The organism is Gracilimonas sp., from assembly GCF_035704785.1.
Classification (GTDB): Bacteria; Bacteroidota; Rhodothermia; order Balneolales; family Balneolaceae; genus Gracilimonas.
Genome location: NZ_DASSWP010000106.1, coordinates 1 through 18,048 on the forward strand (window position 1 = coordinate 1; position 18,048 = coordinate 18,048).

Sequence of the window (18,048 nt, forward strand, 5' to 3'; positions counted from 1 at the left end):
GCTCCTGCACAGCCTCAAACAGTGTTCACAAACGTTAATGTTATTCCCATGGATAGCGATCAGGTTTTGGAAGATCATACTGTTATTGTTGAAGGAGACCGCATTGTGGAAGTTGGTCCTTCCTCTGAGGTGAGTGTATCCTCTAATGCCACTATCATCGACGGTACAGGGAAGTATCTGATGCCCGGACTTGCTGAGATGCATGGGCACGTCCCGCCCACTGACCCCGGCCCAAATGCTCCTGACTATTTTGATGATAAATATGTGGAAAGCACCTTATTTCTTTACGTATCAGCCGGGATTACAACTGTCCGGGGTATGTTGGGTTATGAAAATCAGCTGGAGCTTAAAGAACGCGTTAACTCCGGAGAATTGATCGGGCCAAATCTATACCTGGCCGGACCAAGTTTTAACGGAAATACCATCTCATCCCCGGAACAAGCAGCTGAAAGGGTTCGAGAACATAAAGAAGAGGGCTGGGATCTGCTTAAAGTTCACCCCGGCTTATCCCTTGAGGAATATGATGCTATGGCTGAGACGGCTCAAGAGGTTGGCATTACCTTTGGCGGGCACGTTCCTGAGGATGTTGGAGTAATGCATGCCATAGAATCGGGTCAAATTACCATTGATCATGTTGACGGATATGTGAGCTATTTAAGCCAATTTGAAGAGGAAGAGATGGAAGCGAAGATGGCGGAAGTAATCCAGCTCACCAAAGAAAATAACGTATGGATAGTACCTACCATGGCTCTTTGGGAAACCATCATTGGAGCAGTCGATTACGAGGCCATGAAACAATATGATGAACTGAAGTATATCCCGGAAGCCGTAAAGCAGAATTACTTCGATTTTGCAGATAACCCACAAAGCGGTTATTCCTCTGATAATCCTCAAGAGCATGCTGAACTCCGCCTGCAGATTCTGGAAGAAATGAATAATGCCGGGGTAAAAATACTGATGGGAACGGATGCCCCTCAACTTTTCAGCGTACCCGGATTTTCTATTCACAGGGAATTACCTTATATGGTAGCTGCAGGCATGACTCCCTATGAGATCATTCAAAGCGGAACAAAAAATGTAGGTGAGTATTTTGCGAAATGGGATGAATTTGGAACCATCGCTAACGGTCAGCGCGCTGATCTGATTTTAGTGAATGAGAACCCACTTCTTGATGTTGCTCATATCCAAGATCACTCCGGTGTAATGGTACAAGGAGAATGGTACTCCAGGGAAGTGATAGATGAAAAGCTTAAAGAAATCGAAGAGTATTATTCTGAAGAATAATTAGCCGATTAATTATTAAATAGATCCTGAACTTTGCCTTTAACCTGCTCTGTAACACCACTTTTAAGGGCTTCGGTAATAGCTTTCTGAAAAAGTGGCTCCAAGATCTGGCGAACACTTTGCTTTATGGTGTTGTTTCCATCCCTGCCAATATCAGTAAGAGTAAATTCGCTGAAGTTAGCTTCAGCCATTCGCTCTCTGTCAATGGTGGTACTTACCGTGACAACACCATCTTCAATATGCAAATAATCTATGATCATGGTTGTTTCGGAAGGCTCATCAAAAGCCAGATCCATATTGTCATTTAGTGTTTTGAGATTTGCTCCTATGCCCTTTTGCTCAAAATACAGCTCTGGGCTTTTCACAATAATTTCATTTATAACGATCTGATCTTTCAATAGTGACATCAAGTTAACCTTAATGGAAATATCCTGAATATTTATTGCAGGCTGCTCACTGAAATCCTGAGGGTTTTGAACTTTAAAGCCTATGATATCGCCTTTTCCGCTAAATAAAGAAACATCTACCTCATCTACTGTAACGACGGTTTGCAATAGTTCTGAGCTATTTTCTTCTATACTCGATTTTATAAGTCCATCAATTGTTAAGGTAAGCACAAAAATCGCTGCTAAAATCAATACAACGAATACACCAATAGCTTTTACTGTTTTATTTGTCATTTTTTTCTTTCTCTCTCTTTGATATTCACTTTATTAAATCAATAATAAGGAACTATGTTCCATTTTCTACTTTTTACCTTGCTTCGTTTTTATGGCAGTTCTTTTTTTATAAATTGACCGCAGCTAATATTAACCAAATTAAACATCAAATTATGAAGTCTATCCAAAGTCTTTTGCTCGCTTTGGTATGTGTTCTTGTTCTAGAGATGAATGGATTTGCACAATCCACACCCCAAGCTTTTACCGGGGCACAGATCATTCCTATTTCCGGCGAGCCTATAAATAATGGAGTCCTTGTTGTACATAATGGAAAAATAACTGCTATTGGTGGGGAAAATACCCGTATCCCCGGAAATGCCGATGTTCATGATGCCAGCGGAAGAGTAATTATGCCCGGACTTGTGGATACCCATTCTCATATTGGAGGTGGAGATGGCGGGGATCGCTCAGCTACACTTCATCCGGATGTCAGAATTATGGACTCTATCAACCCAAGAAGTGAATCTTTTAAAAGAGCCCTTGCAGGAGGAATTACCTCTGTCAACGTAATGCCGGGGTCGGGTCATCTTATGAGTGGACAAACCGTATACCTTAAACTCCGCAAGGCCAATACCATTGAAGATATGCTCATTTACCTGGATGATGAAAAAACCATCTACGGTGGTTTAAAGATGGCCAATGGTACCAACCCAAGAGGGGCACCTCCTTCACCGGGAACACGCGCCAAAGCCGCGTCTATGGTTCGTGAATTATACATTAAAGCACAGGAATATCAGTCTAAGATCGAAGCAGCTGATGGTGATGAAAGCAAAATGCCTCCGCGCGATATCGGAATGGAAGCATTAGTTGAGGTATTAAATGGCAAGCGAATTGTTCATAACCACACTCATACTCATCAGGATATTTTAACAGCTATAAGATTGGCTGAAGAATTTGATTACAGGCTGGTCTTGCAACACGTAAGTGAGGCTTGGAAAGTGGCAGACGAAATTGCGGCTTCACCAAATGTTATTGGAGCTTCTATTATCACCCTCGATTCTTTTGGCGGTAAAGTGGAAGCCAAGGACATTAAAAATTCAAACGGACGTTATCTTGAAGAAGCCGGAGCTCTTGTTGGCCTCCATACCGATGACGGTATTACAGACTCTCGTTTATTCTTACGCTCTGCAGCCATGGGAATTCGAGAAGGTATGAGTCGTGAAACTGCACTCGAATCCGTTACTATTGCCAATGCAGTAATGATGGATATTGATGATAGGGTTGGAAGTCTTGAAGAAGGAAAAGACGCTGACTTCGTTATCCTGACCGGAGATCCGTTTAGTGTTTACACACATGTTGAACAAACCTGGGTCGAAGGACAAAAAGTCTGGGACCGTGCAAATGAAGAAGATCGGAAGTATGCAACCGGTGGTTATCAAATATACCCCGGACAAATTCATTCACACCATGAAGAAGGAGGCCTGAAATGAGATCTTTCAAGAAACTATTACTGATACCAGCACTGCTTTTAGCATTTAGTACTTTTTCCGAAGCTCAAATTGCCGTAAAAGGTGAAACCGTTTATACCATGGCCGGAAATCCCATTTCTAATGGGGTTGTACTCATTAAGGATGGAAAAATTGAGCGGGTTGGTTCTGCTTCCCAAGTCAATATTCCTTCAAATTATGAAGTCTTTGAAGCAAAAGTGGTAACTCCCGGTTTAATTGATGCCCACTCCGTAGTAGGCCTGGCAGGACATCTGAATGTAGATGCCGACCAAGATCAGCTTGAGACCTCTAACCCCATTCAGCCCGAACTGCGTGCCATTGATGCCTATAACGCAAGGGAAGCTTTAGTGGGGCACCTCAGAGATCACGGAGTCACCACCATCCATACGGGGCATGGGCCCGGTGCACTTATCAGTGGTCAGACCATGATCACCAAAACCACCGGAGAGACGGTTGATGAAAACCTCATTCATCCTGCCAAAATGTTGGCTTTTACCCTTGGCAACAACATTAGCGGGGCTTTCAATAAACCCGGTACAAGGGCTAAAGCTATTGCGATGATGCGGCAAGAGCTTATCAAAGCACAAGCTTATCTCGAGAAAAGAAACAGCGATGAAGATTATTCTAAAGACCTTGGAATGGAAGCTCTTGCTGATTTACTGGAAGGAAAAATAACTGCTTTGGTTACTGTACACCAGGCGCACGATATTATGTCGGCTATTCGGCTTCAGGAAGAATTTGGTTTCCCTATGGTACTTGATGGAGTAGCTGAAGCTTACCTGATCATTGATGAGATCAAAGAGCGCGGTTATCCCGTCATCATTCATCCTTCTATGATACGGCCTGGCGGGGACGCTAAAAATGCATCCATGGAAACTGCTGCCAAACTATACGAAGCAGGTATTCCCATTGCATTTCAAAGTGGATTTGAGGGCTATGTTCCTAAAACCCGAGTGGTTCTTTTTGAGGCCGGCGTTGCTGCAGCTAACGGTTTAGGTAAGGAAAATGCCCTAAAAGTGCTCACTATTGATGCTGCCAAAATGCTCGGCATTGATGATCGTGTTGGCTCCCTGGAAAGAGGCAAAGATGCCGACCTGGTAATGTTCAACGGTGACCCGTTGGAGTACATCACCAATGTTACCGGTGTTTTCATTAATGGCGAAAAAGTAAAATAGTTTTCGATCATGCCTGATACTTATAAAAAAGCTACAGAGCCGGGAGAAATTCCGGCTCTTTTTGTTGAAGCCTGGATGAAGCGAGATGCAGATATGCTTGCTTCCCTATTTGCAGAAGATGCTGAGTTTGTGAATGTGGTCGGACTTTGGTGGCATAACCAAAAAGATATCAGACAGGCTCATGATTATGGTTTTAAAAAGATCTTTAACAATTCGAGCCTTAGCCTCAGAGAAACTTCCGTTAAATATTTATCTGAGGATATTGCGGTTGTCCATGCCCGAATGCGACTTAAGGATCAAACTCCAAAGGACAAGATCAAGACTCCTTCTCTACGCCAAAATATTTTTAGTTTTGTCACTCAAAAGAAAGATGGATATTGGCTCTGTGTATCAGCACACAACACCGATATTGTTCCCGGTGCAGAAACCAATATCATTGATGAGGGCGGGGAACTTAGGCCTGTAAATTACCGGAAGTGATAACTAGACTTTTATAAGATACGTACCACGGCTCGCTGAGCCGTAAATTGCTTGATTCAAGATTTTTGTGTTGATTATGTAAAAAGGGTGTAAAATGACATTTTACAGAAGAAACTTACCGCACTGGCAACCAAGCGGTGCCAACTATTTCATTACTTTTGGGCTTGCCGAATCCCTTCCAAAGAAAGCTCTTGAAAAGATAAGACAAGAACGAGTTATGCTTGAACATCTTACTAGTCAAGATGATGGTGATCAACAATTTGCACATCGAAAAATCATCCATAAAAAGATCTTCCATAAATTTGAAGAGTTACTCCACGAACAAAAGCCAGGTCCTAAATAGCTTTCTGATCCTGAAATTGCCACTATTTTAAAAGAAGCTATTCACTTTAGAGACCAAATTAAGTACAACTTATACGCATATTGCATCATGCCTAATCATGTTCACTTGGTTTTTCAACACTTATCAAACTCGACCAAAGAGACTAAAGATGTATATCCGGTAACAGACATCTTAGCTTCACTCAAAAAATATACGGCCAGGCTCTGTAACCAAAAGTTAAGCAGGACCGGCAACCCTTTTTGGCATCCTGAAAGTTATGATCGTGTAGTAAGAGATTCTAGTGAGTTGCATCGAGTCATTCATTATACTCTTTATAATCCTGTTAAAGCTGGGTTAATTACCAACTGGAAAGAGTGGCCAAATAGTTATTGTAAAAATGAGTTTAGGGATCTTTTCTAATTGTTATCTCTTTTAAACATTTCGGCTCAGCGAGCCGATGTACGTATTACAGCTCGCTGAGCCGTTAGCTTTGTGAAATTCCTAAACAAAAAAAAGCCCCAACCTAAAGATCGGGACTTTTTAATCAAATCTTGTATTTACTTCTGCTTTAGTTCACCGTTCCACCGCTTATGGTGTGGCCGAAAAAAATTGCGTTCGCAAATAACTTATTAGTTCCATACCAGAAAGCACGGAAGTTTGGGTTATCCGTCATCGCGATCACATTTCCACTTCCATAACCACTTACAACAATAGCGCCGGAGCCCTTCATCCTTTCCAGGTTCTCGTCATTGCTATAACCACTTGCCAGCGGATCATCGGTATAATAAAGCGGAGTTGAGTAAGGGTTTTCTCCTTTTTCTATGAACAGTGTACTATTGCGGAAAACCTTTACATCTTCCCGGTTAAATCCATAACCTATCGGATGAGTCAGGTCGATCTTTGTGTTGAAAATACTTCCGCCAATTACTTCAGCTCCCCGGTCTTCTCCGGCTTTCACATAAGGGCGTGTTTCAACTTCTGTTTCTTCTTCCCCATCGTCTTCATCCTCTACATATTCCACGTTTGCGAGTCCCTGTGATTTTGCCCAGCGGATCGCATTTTTGAACACTATAAGAGTTCCTCCTTCACGAACCCATTCCTTAAGGTTCTCGGCCGCTCCGTCAGAAATACCATATCCGCTGGAAATGATCACATTATATCTGTCGAGATCCGTTCCCCCCAGGTCATCACTTTTAATGATCGATAATGGCATGTGATACCGCTGATCAAATAGGTGCCATGCTTCCCCAACTTCACTGGAGTTACTGCCTGAACCTCCGATCATTGCTACTTTAGGATCACGAAGGTTTTCAAAACTTCCGCTACCCAGATCAATGCCTGACGGAGTAAGTCCGGTTGGTAACTCATACACAGTTATTCCGTCTTCTTCCGTAATAGTCTGAATGATCTCATGTACTTTATCCGGATCATCCTGAATTCCCATCGGAACAATGATGGTTCCGTAATCAAAGTCTTTGGCTCCATTCTCAATTACTGATTTGAATGTTTGGGAAGCCACTTTAGCTCGCACTCCATTTCCCAGAAGACGATACAGAGCACGGGGTGCATAATATTCATCCCATTCAAACGCATAAGCATACTGAGCTTCACCGCCAACCAGTTCACCGTTCAGCTCAAAGGTATCAAGAGAGAACTCATCTCCCAGCATATTTGAATTATAATCCCGGTTCAGTTCTGCAAACGGAAGGTTGAAAGCGTAAGGCATCGTCCATGTTGAAACATCATAAAATAAACTATCGGTAAACTCTGTTCGGCGCTCAAACATCGCAGTGATCAATTTATACTGTTTTTGATTCGTAGGAACTACATACGCTTTGCCTGACTTAAAGTCCTCATAATCACTTGCAAGTTCATATACATTGATCTGATTTCGCTCCAGCATTTCAGCTAAATGCTTTGTTCGCGCCTGATCTGCTTCCTCTCCAAATACATAGGCTTTTATGGGGGCATCACCGGCTTCTTCAGCTGCTTCCTGATAAAATTCGCGGGTATTTGCCAGTAGTTCTTCTTTTAGCTCTTGCACCGCTTCAAGTGTTGAAAGGGAAGTGACAAATTGGTTTCGAATAGTAAACGGAAACTCCAAGATTCCATGAATACTTTCCTGGGCATGGCCTCGGGAACTGGCTTGCTCAAACAAAATACCTATTGATCCATTTACATCCGGATAGGTAGATCCTTTTCCATAATAAAAATCATCGAAGCTTTCTTTAGAGTAGTAGAGGGATTGGATATCGTCCAAAGCCTCTGCATGATATTCTGCGATGGCACCGGTCAAAGCCTGGTTGCGCTGCGGTGTAAGTGGATGCGTACGTGATGGAATCCCGGGTTGAAAGAAAAAGGTAGAATTGGTACCCATCTCATGATGATCGGTCAATACCTGTGGCACCCATTCATGAAATTTAGCCACACGTCCCTGGCTTGCAGGGTGGATCATCGGCATCCAGTCACGGTTAAGGTCAAACCAATAGTGATTGGTTCGTCCACCTGGCCATGTTTCATCAAATTCGCGGCTATTAGGATCGGTAACCAATACATTCTTACTTTTATTGGTATTAGCCCAATGTGCAAAACGATCCAATCCATCCGGATTGATGCTTGGATCAACATTGATGATCGTATTTTCCAGCATGGCATCAATTTCGGGTCCCTGTGCGGCCGCCAGGTAGTATACTACCGGAAGCGCAGCATTAGAGCCACTGGGTTCATTTCCGTGCACACTATAACTCATAGTTACAACCGCAGGCATCTGAGATAGATCCAGATCATCTGATACCGAAGCGTCCGTTAGCTTCAAATGCTCTTCCTTGAGCTCGTCAATATTCTGGTGATTTTCAGGAGAGGTGATGGTGAGCATCAGCAGCGGGCGGTTTTCATAGGTACGGGCATATTCAGTAATGGTCACACGATCGGATGCCTCTGCGACCGCATACATGTAATTGACCAACTGGTCATGGCGTACGTGCCATTCACCAACTTCAGACCCTAAGATCTCGCTAGGAGTTGGAATTTCAGAGTTATAGGTAACATTATCGGGCAAGTAATAATCCAGTGTGACCGGCTCGGGATTTAAGACCTGCGCCTGAACCATCACCCCAAAAAACAAAGAGAAAAGAGTAGTAACAAATGCTTTCATAGTGCAAAAAATTGATTGATTGTTGACGTATATAATAACGGGTTGTATAGTACCAATCCAAAATGAAAAAATTTTTAAAAACAACACCCGGGTTATGCTAAGAAATGAGTTTGAATTTTTCTGTATAATCCGCCGGAATTAATATTAAAATTAATGGCTATGAAGTCAGAAAAAGCAGGTTCAACCTTCAAATATGCCTTTGGGCCGGGACTCATCCTGGCCGCTGCAGCTATCGGGGTTTCCCATTTAGTACAATCTACTCGAGCCGGCGCTGATTTTGGTTTTACATTAGTTTGGGCGGTTATTCTTGCCAGCCTAATGAAATATCCCTTTCTGGAGTATGGACCGCGGTATGCCTCCGCCACCGGAGAAAGCCTGATCGCCGGATATAAAAAACTTGGTAGCTGGGCATTATGGATCTATATCATTTTTACGATCGGCACCATGTTTGCGATTCAGGCTGCTGTCACCATTGTGACGGCGAGTCTTGCAGTAGAGCTAACCGGCCTTGAAATCCCTCTGCTCATCTGGAGTATTATTATTCTGACTATTTGTATCGCCGTTCTATTTCGGGGGCAGTATTCGGCACTCGATTCTTTGATAAAAATAGTTATGGTAGTTCTGACGCTCTCTACCATTGCTGCATTTATAGTTGCCCTGTTTAATGGACACTCGCCTTCTTTATCTGAAGCGCCAACGGTTTGGAATGTAGCCGGTATCACCTTTCTGATCGCCCTTATGGGCTGGATGCCCATTCCCATTGATGCTGCCGCATGGCATTCATTATGGACGCTGGAACGCGAAAAACAGACCCACCATAAATCCAGTTTGAAAGAAAGCTTGTTGGATTTCAATATCGGTTACATTGGCTCAGCTATATTGGCATTGATCTTTCTGGGTCTCGGCGCGATGGTAATGTTTGGATCCGGCATTAGTTTTTCCTCAGCAGGGGCTGCCTTTGCCCAACAGCTTATCGACCTCTACACTCAAACCCTTGGGGACTGGGCTCACTGGATCATTATCATTTGTGCCTTTACCACTATGTTCAGCACCACGCTTACCGTAACGGATTCTTATCCCCGTGTTTGCCGCGAGATTATAACTGTAATGAAAGAAAACAGTTCGGGTACTTATCCGCTCTTTTCTTACAAGGGGATGCTTATCGTGATCTCTAGCATCTCCATACTCGTGCTGTATCTAACCGGAAGCCAATTCACTTACATCATTGATCTGGCTACTTCTCTTTCTTTCCTCACTGCGCCGGTTTTAGCCTTCATTAACTATCGGTTGATCATGTCCAAGTTCTTCCCCGAACAATACCGGCCAAAATTATGGCTTAGATTACTGAGTTGGTTTGGAATGATCTTTCTAAGTGCCTTCGCCCTGCTCTTTTTCTACTGGCGGTTTTTTGTGTAACAGCAACCTTCCAGCGTCCGGAGGTCCTGGAAGCGTTGCGGGGTGTTTTAATTATCATCGCCTATTCAAACAGCGAACGCTCCAAGGTCCCAGGAGACGCTTGGAGATTCTTTTGCCATAGTTCATAATTTCCTGAGAAGCTTTATATTTCATTTGCCTAACTTGATAACAAATTATAAGACACCGATTTGCAAACTCTATTTCCACCAAGAGAGCCTTTTAATGCCTATTCTCATTTTTTTGGCGCATTAATTTCTTTTATATGGCTGTTTTTTTTAATGAATGCCGCTTCTGAAAGTCCAACGGGATATAAAGTTTCTTTTTTGATCTACGGGATTTCCGTGATCCTCATGTTTCTTTCCAGCGGAATCTACCATACGCTTAATGTGCAAAACAAAACCGAAGAGCTTTTTAGGCTTTTTGACCATATTCTTATTTATGTACTTATTGCAGGGTCTTACACTCCTATGTGTGTGATTGGATTACAAGGTGGCTGGCAATGGGGAATGTTGCTTGGGATCTGGCTATTTGCCGGCGCCGGTATCCTTAAAAAAACACTTTGGCTGGATGCTCCACGATGGTTATCTACCGCTATCTATTTATTTATGGGATGGGCTTCAGTGATCATTCTCCCCAACATGTGGAAATTCCTGCCCCATGCCTTCATTTATTGGATCGCAATCGGTGGGCTTTTCTATACGTTTGGGGCCATTATTTATGGCGTTCAAAAGCCGGATCCCATTCCCGGAGCTTTCGGGTTTCATGAAATTTGGCATTTATTTGTATTGGGCGGGGCTTTTTCTCATTATTGGGCAATTTATAACTATTTACCTCAATTCAATTTTCCGGCTTAATGAAGCTTTTAAAAATAATTTCTCTTTCTGTTTTGCTGCTTTTTCCGGTTATAGCTATTGGTCAGATATATAATGGCCCATTTTATAATACTCTGACACGCAACCGGCCCATGAACTTAGACTGGCAAGAGATCAAAACGGAACACTTCCGGATCATCTTTCCTAATGGTGAAGACTCCCTTGCCTACAGGTCTGCAGCCATTCTTGAAAGCCACTATGCTAAAACGTCCAAACTAACCGGGGGGAAACTCAATAACTTTCCGGTGATTTTAAATAACTACAATGACCTTTCTAATGGTTTTGTAACCTCCCTTAACTTTCGCTCAGAAATTGATCTTTCCCCATTGAAAGGAAAAGGGATGAATCCTCAATCAGGTGATTGGCTGGAAACAGTACTTCCTCATGAGCTCGTGCATGCCACGCATTTTAATATTCAGATCCCGTTTAATGAGAAAAAAGTGAGCATCCCTAATTTCATTAGTCTTTTTTCACCCGATCTCGCCCGTACTTTTCATGGATTCCCTCCTGTGGGATTACACGAAGGACTTGCTGTATACTACGAAACGGAATCCGTAGCTCCCATGGGCGGAAGAGGTAATTATACTTTTTCAAACAACCGATTCAACTCCAACTTTGGCAGTAATAACCGATGGAATATGGGACAAACTTTGATCCCATCAGATTACAGCCGGCCTTTTAACCGCCATTATATCTCCGGCTATTCCTTTGTAGACTGGCTTCACCGTAATTATGGAGATGACATATCAAAAGAAGCCATTCGCTTCCATTATCATAATTTTTTCCTCGGTTATGGCTATGCGCTTCGAAAGAAAACAGGAGATTGGCCCGGCCAGCTTTATGATCTTTATGAATCAGATCTTGAAGAAGAGGAGCAAAAACGATTATCTCAAATAGAAGTTAATACCACGGAGAAATCCCGTATTGTTGATATCCCTTATCGCGGGGAAGAAGTACATGCTCCAAAATGGATCGATGATAAAAACCTACTTTTTTATGGCTCTTTTTACAATGGCCGTCTTGGTTTTTATCGATATAATATCAACACAGAAGAAATTAAGATCGTTAAGGAAACCTTTTCCATAGGGGATTATAACTTTGAGATACATGACGGAAGTTATCTTTATTTCAGTAACTATAACCGCCATCCTCTTTATTCCGGTGTTTATAACGCTGATATTCAGCGGCTGAATTTAAACAGTGGCAAAAGTGAAAGTCTCACTGATAACAAACGTGCATATGCCCCTACTACAAATGGTGATCGAACATTTGGAATTCAAACCGGTGGGTCGGGCGAAAAGATCGTGGAGATATTAGATGACGGTGAAATAAAAGTTATCAAACAGTTCCGGAATGCAGCTCCGGTCAGTCTTAAGTTCAATCCAAATGATCCAGACCAAATAGCTGTCATAGTAAACAGAAGAGGCGTTCAAGCCCTTTGGATAACCTCTGTAAACTCCTTGAGCGAAGAACTTGATGGTCTTCCAGATCTGGCATTTAAAGACGCTTCTATTTACGATCCTGTTTGGCACCCCACCGATAATAAACTCATGTTTACAATGGATGCCTACCCCGCCATGAACGTATATGAATATGACCTGGATACCAAAGAGATAATCCAGATCACAAGCTCACTTTACAATGCGTTCGAGGCCTCTTACTCTCCGGATGGTCAGCAGATAGCTTATATCCTGCAAGTTGAGAATGAACGCAAACTTGCTCTATTGCACCGTGACGATTTTTTAAACAGATCATATTCATCTGCCCGACTTTTAAGTGGCAGAGACCTGAAAGAGGAGCTTTCCAGACCGCTTTTAGGGAATGAGATCATTGACTCTATCAAGACCATTGAAAAGACCTCTTATCGAGGAGGGTTAAGTTGGCTTAAGCCACGAACCATCTTTCCTGTCTATGAAAAAAAGGCAAATACACCACAAACAGGAGTCATGATTTCCAGTATAGATCCCCTTTCCAGTCAAGCCTATTCTTTAGAGTTAACCGGGATCCAAAATCGCCTTTGGTATGATCTTACCTATACAAATAAAAAATTCTATCCCGGATTTGAAATATCTGCCTATAGTGATCCGGAATTTTTTGCCGTAGAAGATCCCAATACTGAAGAGACCTTTTCTTTAATGAGACAGGATAGGGGGTTCAGCTTTTCTCTTCCCTTTCAGTACACATTTCGCGGTGATACCAGATTCAGCGGTATTTCATTTGCTCCTGAGATAAAAGCGGAACAATTCAAATACTATAACCTTCAAGCCGATGAGCTTTCTGACTTTTCAACCCGATACCGTGGCGGATTTTATTCCCAGCTAAGCCTCGGTATTTTAAATTTACCGCGTGATATTCAGCCCTCATCCGGCATCTCTTTATTTGCTTTATATGAAAAGACACTCAATGAACCCACGCTTCAAATTCAATTTCCCGGAGGTGCTGTTACTCAAAGCTTTGCTGATCAGTGGTCTGCCTTTTATGGAGCTATTGGTTTTGTTTCCCCTCTTCGCAGATGGAATCAATCGTTAAGACTGGATGTACAATTTTTGCAGCAAAGTGATTCTCCTATTTACTCTAACAATACCATTATCCCTATGGGCTTTCCTGATGGAGCCTTCCCCAATTACAGTTCAAGTAATGATACCGGATTCCAAAATATTGGGCGCTTTAGTACCCGATATACTATCCCTGTTCTTTATCCTGATAATGGCTGGCTTACTTTACCGCTTTACATCAGTAGTATTTATTTAACTACCTTTACACACACCCTGACTGACATGGATTCTGTTGATCTACTTGAATCAAGCCGCAGCATTTTTGGTGCCGGACTTCATGTTCAATTTAAAGTATCGAACTTGTTATTCGACTTTGGGGTTGGGCTTGCATATGAGCCTTCTCGTGAAAACACTCAATTTATATTCGGCCAATTTTGATCAATCAAATTACTACCAATCTTATTTTTATTATTTCATCTCTCTTATTCTTTGTGTCTTTCTTTGGATGCGATATTAAATCGGATGAGAATTCATCTTCCATTGAAGAAATAAACCGAAAGAGCCCTATCGCTATTTCTACAGTAAAAAATGACGGTACATACATAAAGGTTGTATATGGACAACCTTACCGACGCGGACGAACAATTTTCGGGGATCTAGAGCCTTGGGGCGAAGTTTGGAGAACAGGCGCCAATGAAGCCACCGAGATCACTTTTACAAAGTCTGTACTAATGGGGGATCAAGCCATTACAAGGGGCACCTATGCATTGTTTACCATTCCTGAACCGGATTCATTTACGGTGATTTTAAATCATGAATTGGGGCAATGGGGAGCATTTGACTACAACCCGGATCGTGATTATAAAAGAATGAAGTTTCCGGTAACTGATCTTTCTAATCCAGTAGAAGCTTTTACAATTGAGTTTTCCGACCCCCAATACAGCATGACTACCATGTCACTAAAATGGGATGTCGTTCAGGTGGATATTCCCATTCGGTTTTACGGTGAGTAAAAAACCTCCGAAAAAAAGAAAAGGCAATGATCACTCATTGCCTTTTTAAAGATCACTAAGGTTTGACGGGGCTATTTAAAAGTTTATGCCTACCGTTAAAGAGAAAGCACCGTTTTTCTCACCATCTGCATACTGATCTTCATATACGTCGGTTAATCCGGCGGTATATCTGAGCTCAAAGCTTAGCTTTGTTACCTGAACTCCGGCTCCTACAACTACTCCCCAATCTGTGTTTCTAACCAGTTCATCTGCTCCAACACTTGTGGTATTATCCTCTATCTCAGCGTTGACATTAAAACCGGCATAGGGTCCAAAAAATACTTCCGGCTTAATCGGTACACCGGGAGCTCCAAAACCAAATTTGGCCAATACCGGAACCTGAATGTAATCAACAGAAAATTTACCATCCGTGTTTGCGGCATTGCTTCCATATTGTGCATACAAAAGCTCTGGCTGAATGGCCACAGGACTGGCGGGTATATTTATTTTTGTATATACGCCGCCTATAAAACCTGCTTTATACTCAGCGTTATCAGTATTATTAAAGGTTGAATAATTCAGCCCTGCTTTAATACCAAACTTTGGTAACATCTGGGCTTGTGCTGTGCTTCCAACAAATATGAATGCACCTATTATAATTCCGCTTACTACTTTTTTTAAACTCATCTTAACTCTTTTTTTTGTTGATGTTGAAAATTGTTTTTACCGTTTAATTATTGGCGCAGATATATTAATGATATTTGCTTTCTATTCAAATAGCCCTTCAATTGCGGCTTATTGTTAAAAGAGCACTTTCACCCTTTCAAATAATCTTTCAAAAACTGTCCTGTATGGCTGTCTTCTATTTTCATAAGGTCTTCAGGAGTTCCTTCTCCTATCACTTGTCCGCCGCCAAACCCGCCTTCAGGGCCTAGGTCAATGACCCAATCCGCGCATTTTATGATATCGAGATTGTGTTCAATGATTATGATTGAGTGGCCTTGTTCTACTAATTCATTAAAAGAATCAAGAAGTTTGGCTACATCTTCAAAATGGAGTCCCGTTGTCGGTTCGTCAAAGAAATAAAGCGTATGGTCGGTAGAAGTTTTGGAAAGAAACTTTGCAAGTTTTACCCGCTGTGCCTCTCCTCCTGAAAGCGTGGTCGCGCTTTGTCCGAGCTTCAAATATCCAAGCCCCACATCTTCCAGTGGCTGCAGTTTGTTGATGATGGTTGTCTCATCCACAAAAAACTCGATCGCTTCAGATACCGGCATCTCCAGCACGTCATGAATATTTTTACCTCGATATTTAACATTGAGTACATCTTTTCTGAATCGGGTTCCGTTACATACTTCACAAGTCAGTTCAATATCTGCCATGAACTGCATCTCGATCCGTTGCACCCCTTCACCCTGACAGTTTTCACAACGGCCACCCGGCACGTTAAAAGAAAAATGTCCGGGAGTGTATCCCATAATTTTCGCCTGCTTGGTGTTCGAAAACAGATCCCGGATCCCGTCAAACGCTTTGGTATAGGTAGCAGGGTTTGATCGCGAAGACCGGCCAATCGGGCTTTGGTCAACCATTTCTACCCCGTGTATCGCAGCCATTCCCGATAGATCTGAGAAACGGCCTACTTTATCATTATAAGTACCGATGTGCTTTTGAATCCCGGCGTACAGTGTGTCATGGACCAAGGTTGACTTCCCCGAACCGGAAACTCCCGTAACCACGGTCATCATACCCAGGGGAAATTCTACGTTTATATTTTTCAGATTATGCTCAGAAGCCCCTTCAAGAGACAGGGTTTTCCCATTTCCCTTTCTTCGTTTTTTGGGAATCGGTATCTCTTTTCGCCGGCTTAAAAATTTTCCCGTCAGAGTATCTGTCTTCAAAAGTTTCTCTACGGTTCCGCTAAAAACAACCTCCCCGCCATGCGTGCCTGCAAAAGGGCCAATATCTATCACATTGTCAGCTGCTTTTATCATTTCCGGATCATGTTCTACCACCAGCACGGTATTTCCAATATCCCTCAGCGATTCCAGGATTTTGATCAAACGGTCATTATCTCTGGGATGCAGTCCAATGGTCGGCTCATCCAACACATACATGCTTCCAATAAGTGAGCTTCCTAAAGCATTGGCTAAACTAATTCGCTGTGATTCTCCACCACTGAGCGTGTTGGCCAGTCGGTCTAGCGTTAGATAATCCAAACCTACTTCATCAAGATATTTAAGACGCTTTCTGATCTCATACAGGATCTGTCCTGCTACCCCTTCCTCAAACTCGGTGAGGTCAAGGCCGTCAAAATAATCCCGGGCATGTCCTATGGTAAGTTCTGAAACTTCCCCAACATGCAGATCTCCCACTTTTACGTATAGCGCATCTTTGCGAACCCGATATCCTTCGCATTCCGGGCAGCGACTGTAGCCTCTGTAACGGGAATACAGCACCCGCATATGTACTTTATAGGACTGATTTTTGATCTCATCAAAGAATTTCCAGATGCCTATATATTCGTCTTTACCCTTCCAAATGATGTCTTTCACTTCTTTAGACAATTCTGAATAGGGAGTATCGATGGGAAATTTTTCACGTGCAGCTACTTTTATCAGGTCCCTTAAATGCATGCTGAATTTCTGAGAAGTAAATGGCGCAATGGCTCCGTTTCGAATCGTCTTTTGGTGGTCCGGAATAACGAGATCTTCATCTATACCTGATACCTTACCAAAGCCTTCACAGTTATCACAAGCGCCAAACGGATTATTAAAAGAAAACATCTGTGGAGTAGGCTCGTGAAATTCGATACCATCCATCTCGAACCGCTCACTGAAACTCAGTTCTTCTCCTCCCCGCATTTTAATGGAACAACGACCGGCACCTTCCTGAAAAGCCGTTTCTAATGAATCAGCTATCCGCGTTCTGGTTTCATCTTCATCTTTCAAAACCAACCGATCGATAAGTACCCTATGTTTATCTGCTTTGAATTTTTTTGGGTTGATGTCATCAGTATTCAGATCCACGATGCTTTCATCATCCACATTCAGCAAACGAGTCAGTCCTTTTTCTTTCAGCACTTTCAGTTCTTCATCCAACTTCTTTTTGTCATGATGCGGAATGGGATGAAGTACATAAAACCGTTCTCCTTCCTCCTGCGACTCATATAATTTTTCTATGGCTGTTCGGGGGGAATCTTTTTTGACCACCTCTCCTGATTTTGGTGAGATCGTTTTTCCGATCCGTGCAAAAAGCAGCCGCACATAATCATAGATCTCCGTAGTAGTACCGACCGTGGAACGTGGATTACTGGAAGTCGTTTTTTGCTGAATAGCCATTGCGGGAGAAATGCCCTGCATGAAATCCACATCCGGCTTGTCCATTCTCTCCAAAAACTGACGGGCATAACTGGAAAGGCTTTCCACATACCGGCGCTGACCTTCAGCATAAATAGTATCAAAAGCGAGGCTGGATTTTCCTGAGCCTGATACACCCGTTACCACCGTAAGCTTCCCGCGAGGAATCTCAACATCAATGTTTTTGAGATTGTGAGTCCTGGCACCCTTAATGATGATCGGGCGTTCTTCTTCTTGTTCTTTCGCTTTTTTGGAGGCCGTTTTAGTTGTGGACATATAGAATTTGTATTCTGAATTCGTCGAACCTTGAATATAAGGATTTAGCAATGGCAATCCGA

At 42.6% G+C, this 18,048-nt stretch carries 14 protein-coding genes; 10 read left to right on the plus strand and 4 right to left on the minus strand.

Annotation, left to right across the window (positions count from 1 at the left end):
• Nucleotides 1-1,284 (plus strand): amidohydrolase family protein (locus tag VFM80_RS06325; protein ID WP_395070679.1); only part of this gene is annotated, 1,284 nt, incomplete at its 5' end.
• Nucleotides 1,285-1,292: 8 nt separating this feature from the next.
• On the opposite strand, the gene VFM80_RS06330 is transcribed toward VFM80_RS06325, so the two are convergent.
• Nucleotides 1,293-1,964, minus strand: a complete 672-nt coding sequence (locus VFM80_RS06330) for a hypothetical protein (protein WP_395070681.1) — start codon at nt 1,962-1,964, stop codon at nt 1,293-1,295.
• A 152-nt stretch (nt 1,965-2,116) separates the two neighbouring features.
• Here VFM80_RS06330 and VFM80_RS06335 point away from each other — a divergent pair, with 152 nt between their 5' ends.
• From VFM80_RS06335 to VFM80_RS06355, 5 genes are all read left to right on the plus strand, one after another.
• Complete coding sequence (locus tag VFM80_RS06335) at nt 2,117-3,433, plus strand: amidohydrolase family protein (RefSeq protein ID WP_395070683.1); 1,317 nt, start codon at nt 2,117-2,119, stop codon at nt 3,431-3,433.
• A complete protein-coding gene (locus tag VFM80_RS06340; protein ID WP_395070685.1) occupies nt 3,430-4,626 on the plus strand; it encodes an amidohydrolase family protein in 1,197 nt (398 codons plus the stop codon). Before VFM80_RS06335 ends, VFM80_RS06340 begins: the two co-directional genes overlap by 4 nt.
• Nucleotides 4,627-4,635: 9 nt before the next feature.
• Entirely contained in the window at nt 4,636-5,106 is a 471-nt protein-coding gene (locus tag VFM80_RS06345; protein ID WP_395070687.1) for an SgcJ/EcaC family oxidoreductase, read from the plus strand.
• A 94-nt stretch (nt 5,107-5,200) separates the two neighbouring features.
• Entirely contained in the window at nt 5,201-5,449 is a 249-nt protein-coding gene (locus tag VFM80_RS06350; protein ID WP_395070689.1) for a hypothetical protein, read from the plus strand.
• 39 nt (nt 5,450-5,488) lie between these two features.
• Nucleotides 5,489-5,848, plus strand: a complete 360-nt coding sequence (locus VFM80_RS06355) for a transposase (RefSeq protein WP_395070748.1) — start codon at nt 5,489-5,491, stop codon at nt 5,846-5,848.
• Nucleotides 5,849-5,996: 148 nt separating this feature from the next.
• On the opposite strand, the gene VFM80_RS06360 is transcribed toward VFM80_RS06355, so the two are convergent.
• Complete coding sequence (locus tag VFM80_RS06360) at nt 5,997-8,582, minus strand: M14 family metallopeptidase (RefSeq protein ID WP_395070691.1); 2,586 nt, start codon at nt 8,580-8,582, stop codon at nt 5,997-5,999.
• Nucleotides 8,583-8,741: 159 nt separating this feature from the next.
• Here VFM80_RS06360 and VFM80_RS06365 point away from each other — a divergent pair, with 159 nt between their 5' ends.
• The 4 genes from VFM80_RS06365 (at nt 8,742) to VFM80_RS06380 (ending at nt 14,378) form a co-directional block, all read left to right on the plus strand.
• A complete protein-coding gene (locus VFM80_RS06365) occupies nt 8,742-9,998 on the plus strand; it encodes an Nramp family divalent metal transporter (protein ID WP_395070693.1) in 1,257 nt (418 codons plus the stop codon).
• Between the two features lie 188 nt (nt 9,999-10,186).
• On the plus strand, nt 10,187-10,852 hold the full coding sequence (gene trhA / locus VFM80_RS06370) for a PAQR family membrane homeostasis protein TrhA (RefSeq protein ID WP_395070695.1): 666 nt from the start codon (nt 10,187-10,189) through the stop codon (nt 10,850-10,852).
• Nucleotides 10,852-13,803 (plus strand): hypothetical protein, encoded by a 2,952-nt coding sequence (locus tag VFM80_RS06375; RefSeq protein ID WP_395070697.1) that lies wholly within the window; start codon nt 10,852-10,854, stop codon nt 13,801-13,803. Before trhA ends, VFM80_RS06375 begins: the two co-directional genes overlap by 1 nt.
• The gene (locus tag VFM80_RS06380) at nt 13,800-14,378 is read left to right on the plus strand and encodes a DUF2911 domain-containing protein (RefSeq protein ID WP_395070699.1); all 579 of its coding nucleotides are present in this window, start codon (nt 13,800-13,802) and stop codon (nt 14,376-14,378) included. Before VFM80_RS06375 ends, VFM80_RS06380 begins: the two co-directional genes overlap by 4 nt.
• A 75-nt stretch (nt 14,379-14,453) precedes the next feature.
• On the opposite strand, the gene VFM80_RS06385 is transcribed toward VFM80_RS06380, so the two are convergent.
• Both VFM80_RS06385 and uvrA read right to left on the minus strand, forming a co-directional pair.
• Nucleotides 14,454-15,044, minus strand: coding sequence for a porin family protein (locus tag VFM80_RS06385; protein ID WP_395070701.1), 591 nt, complete (start codon nt 15,042-15,044; stop codon nt 14,454-14,456).
• A 128-nt stretch (nt 15,045-15,172) separates the two neighbouring features.
• Nucleotides 15,173-17,986 carry an excinuclease ABC subunit UvrA gene (gene uvrA, locus VFM80_RS06390; protein ID WP_395070703.1) on the minus strand — a complete coding sequence of 938 codons (2,814 nt, stop codon included), beginning with the start codon at nt 17,984-17,986 and terminating at the stop codon, nt 15,173-15,175.
• Nucleotides 17,987-18,048: the final 62 nt, after the last annotated feature.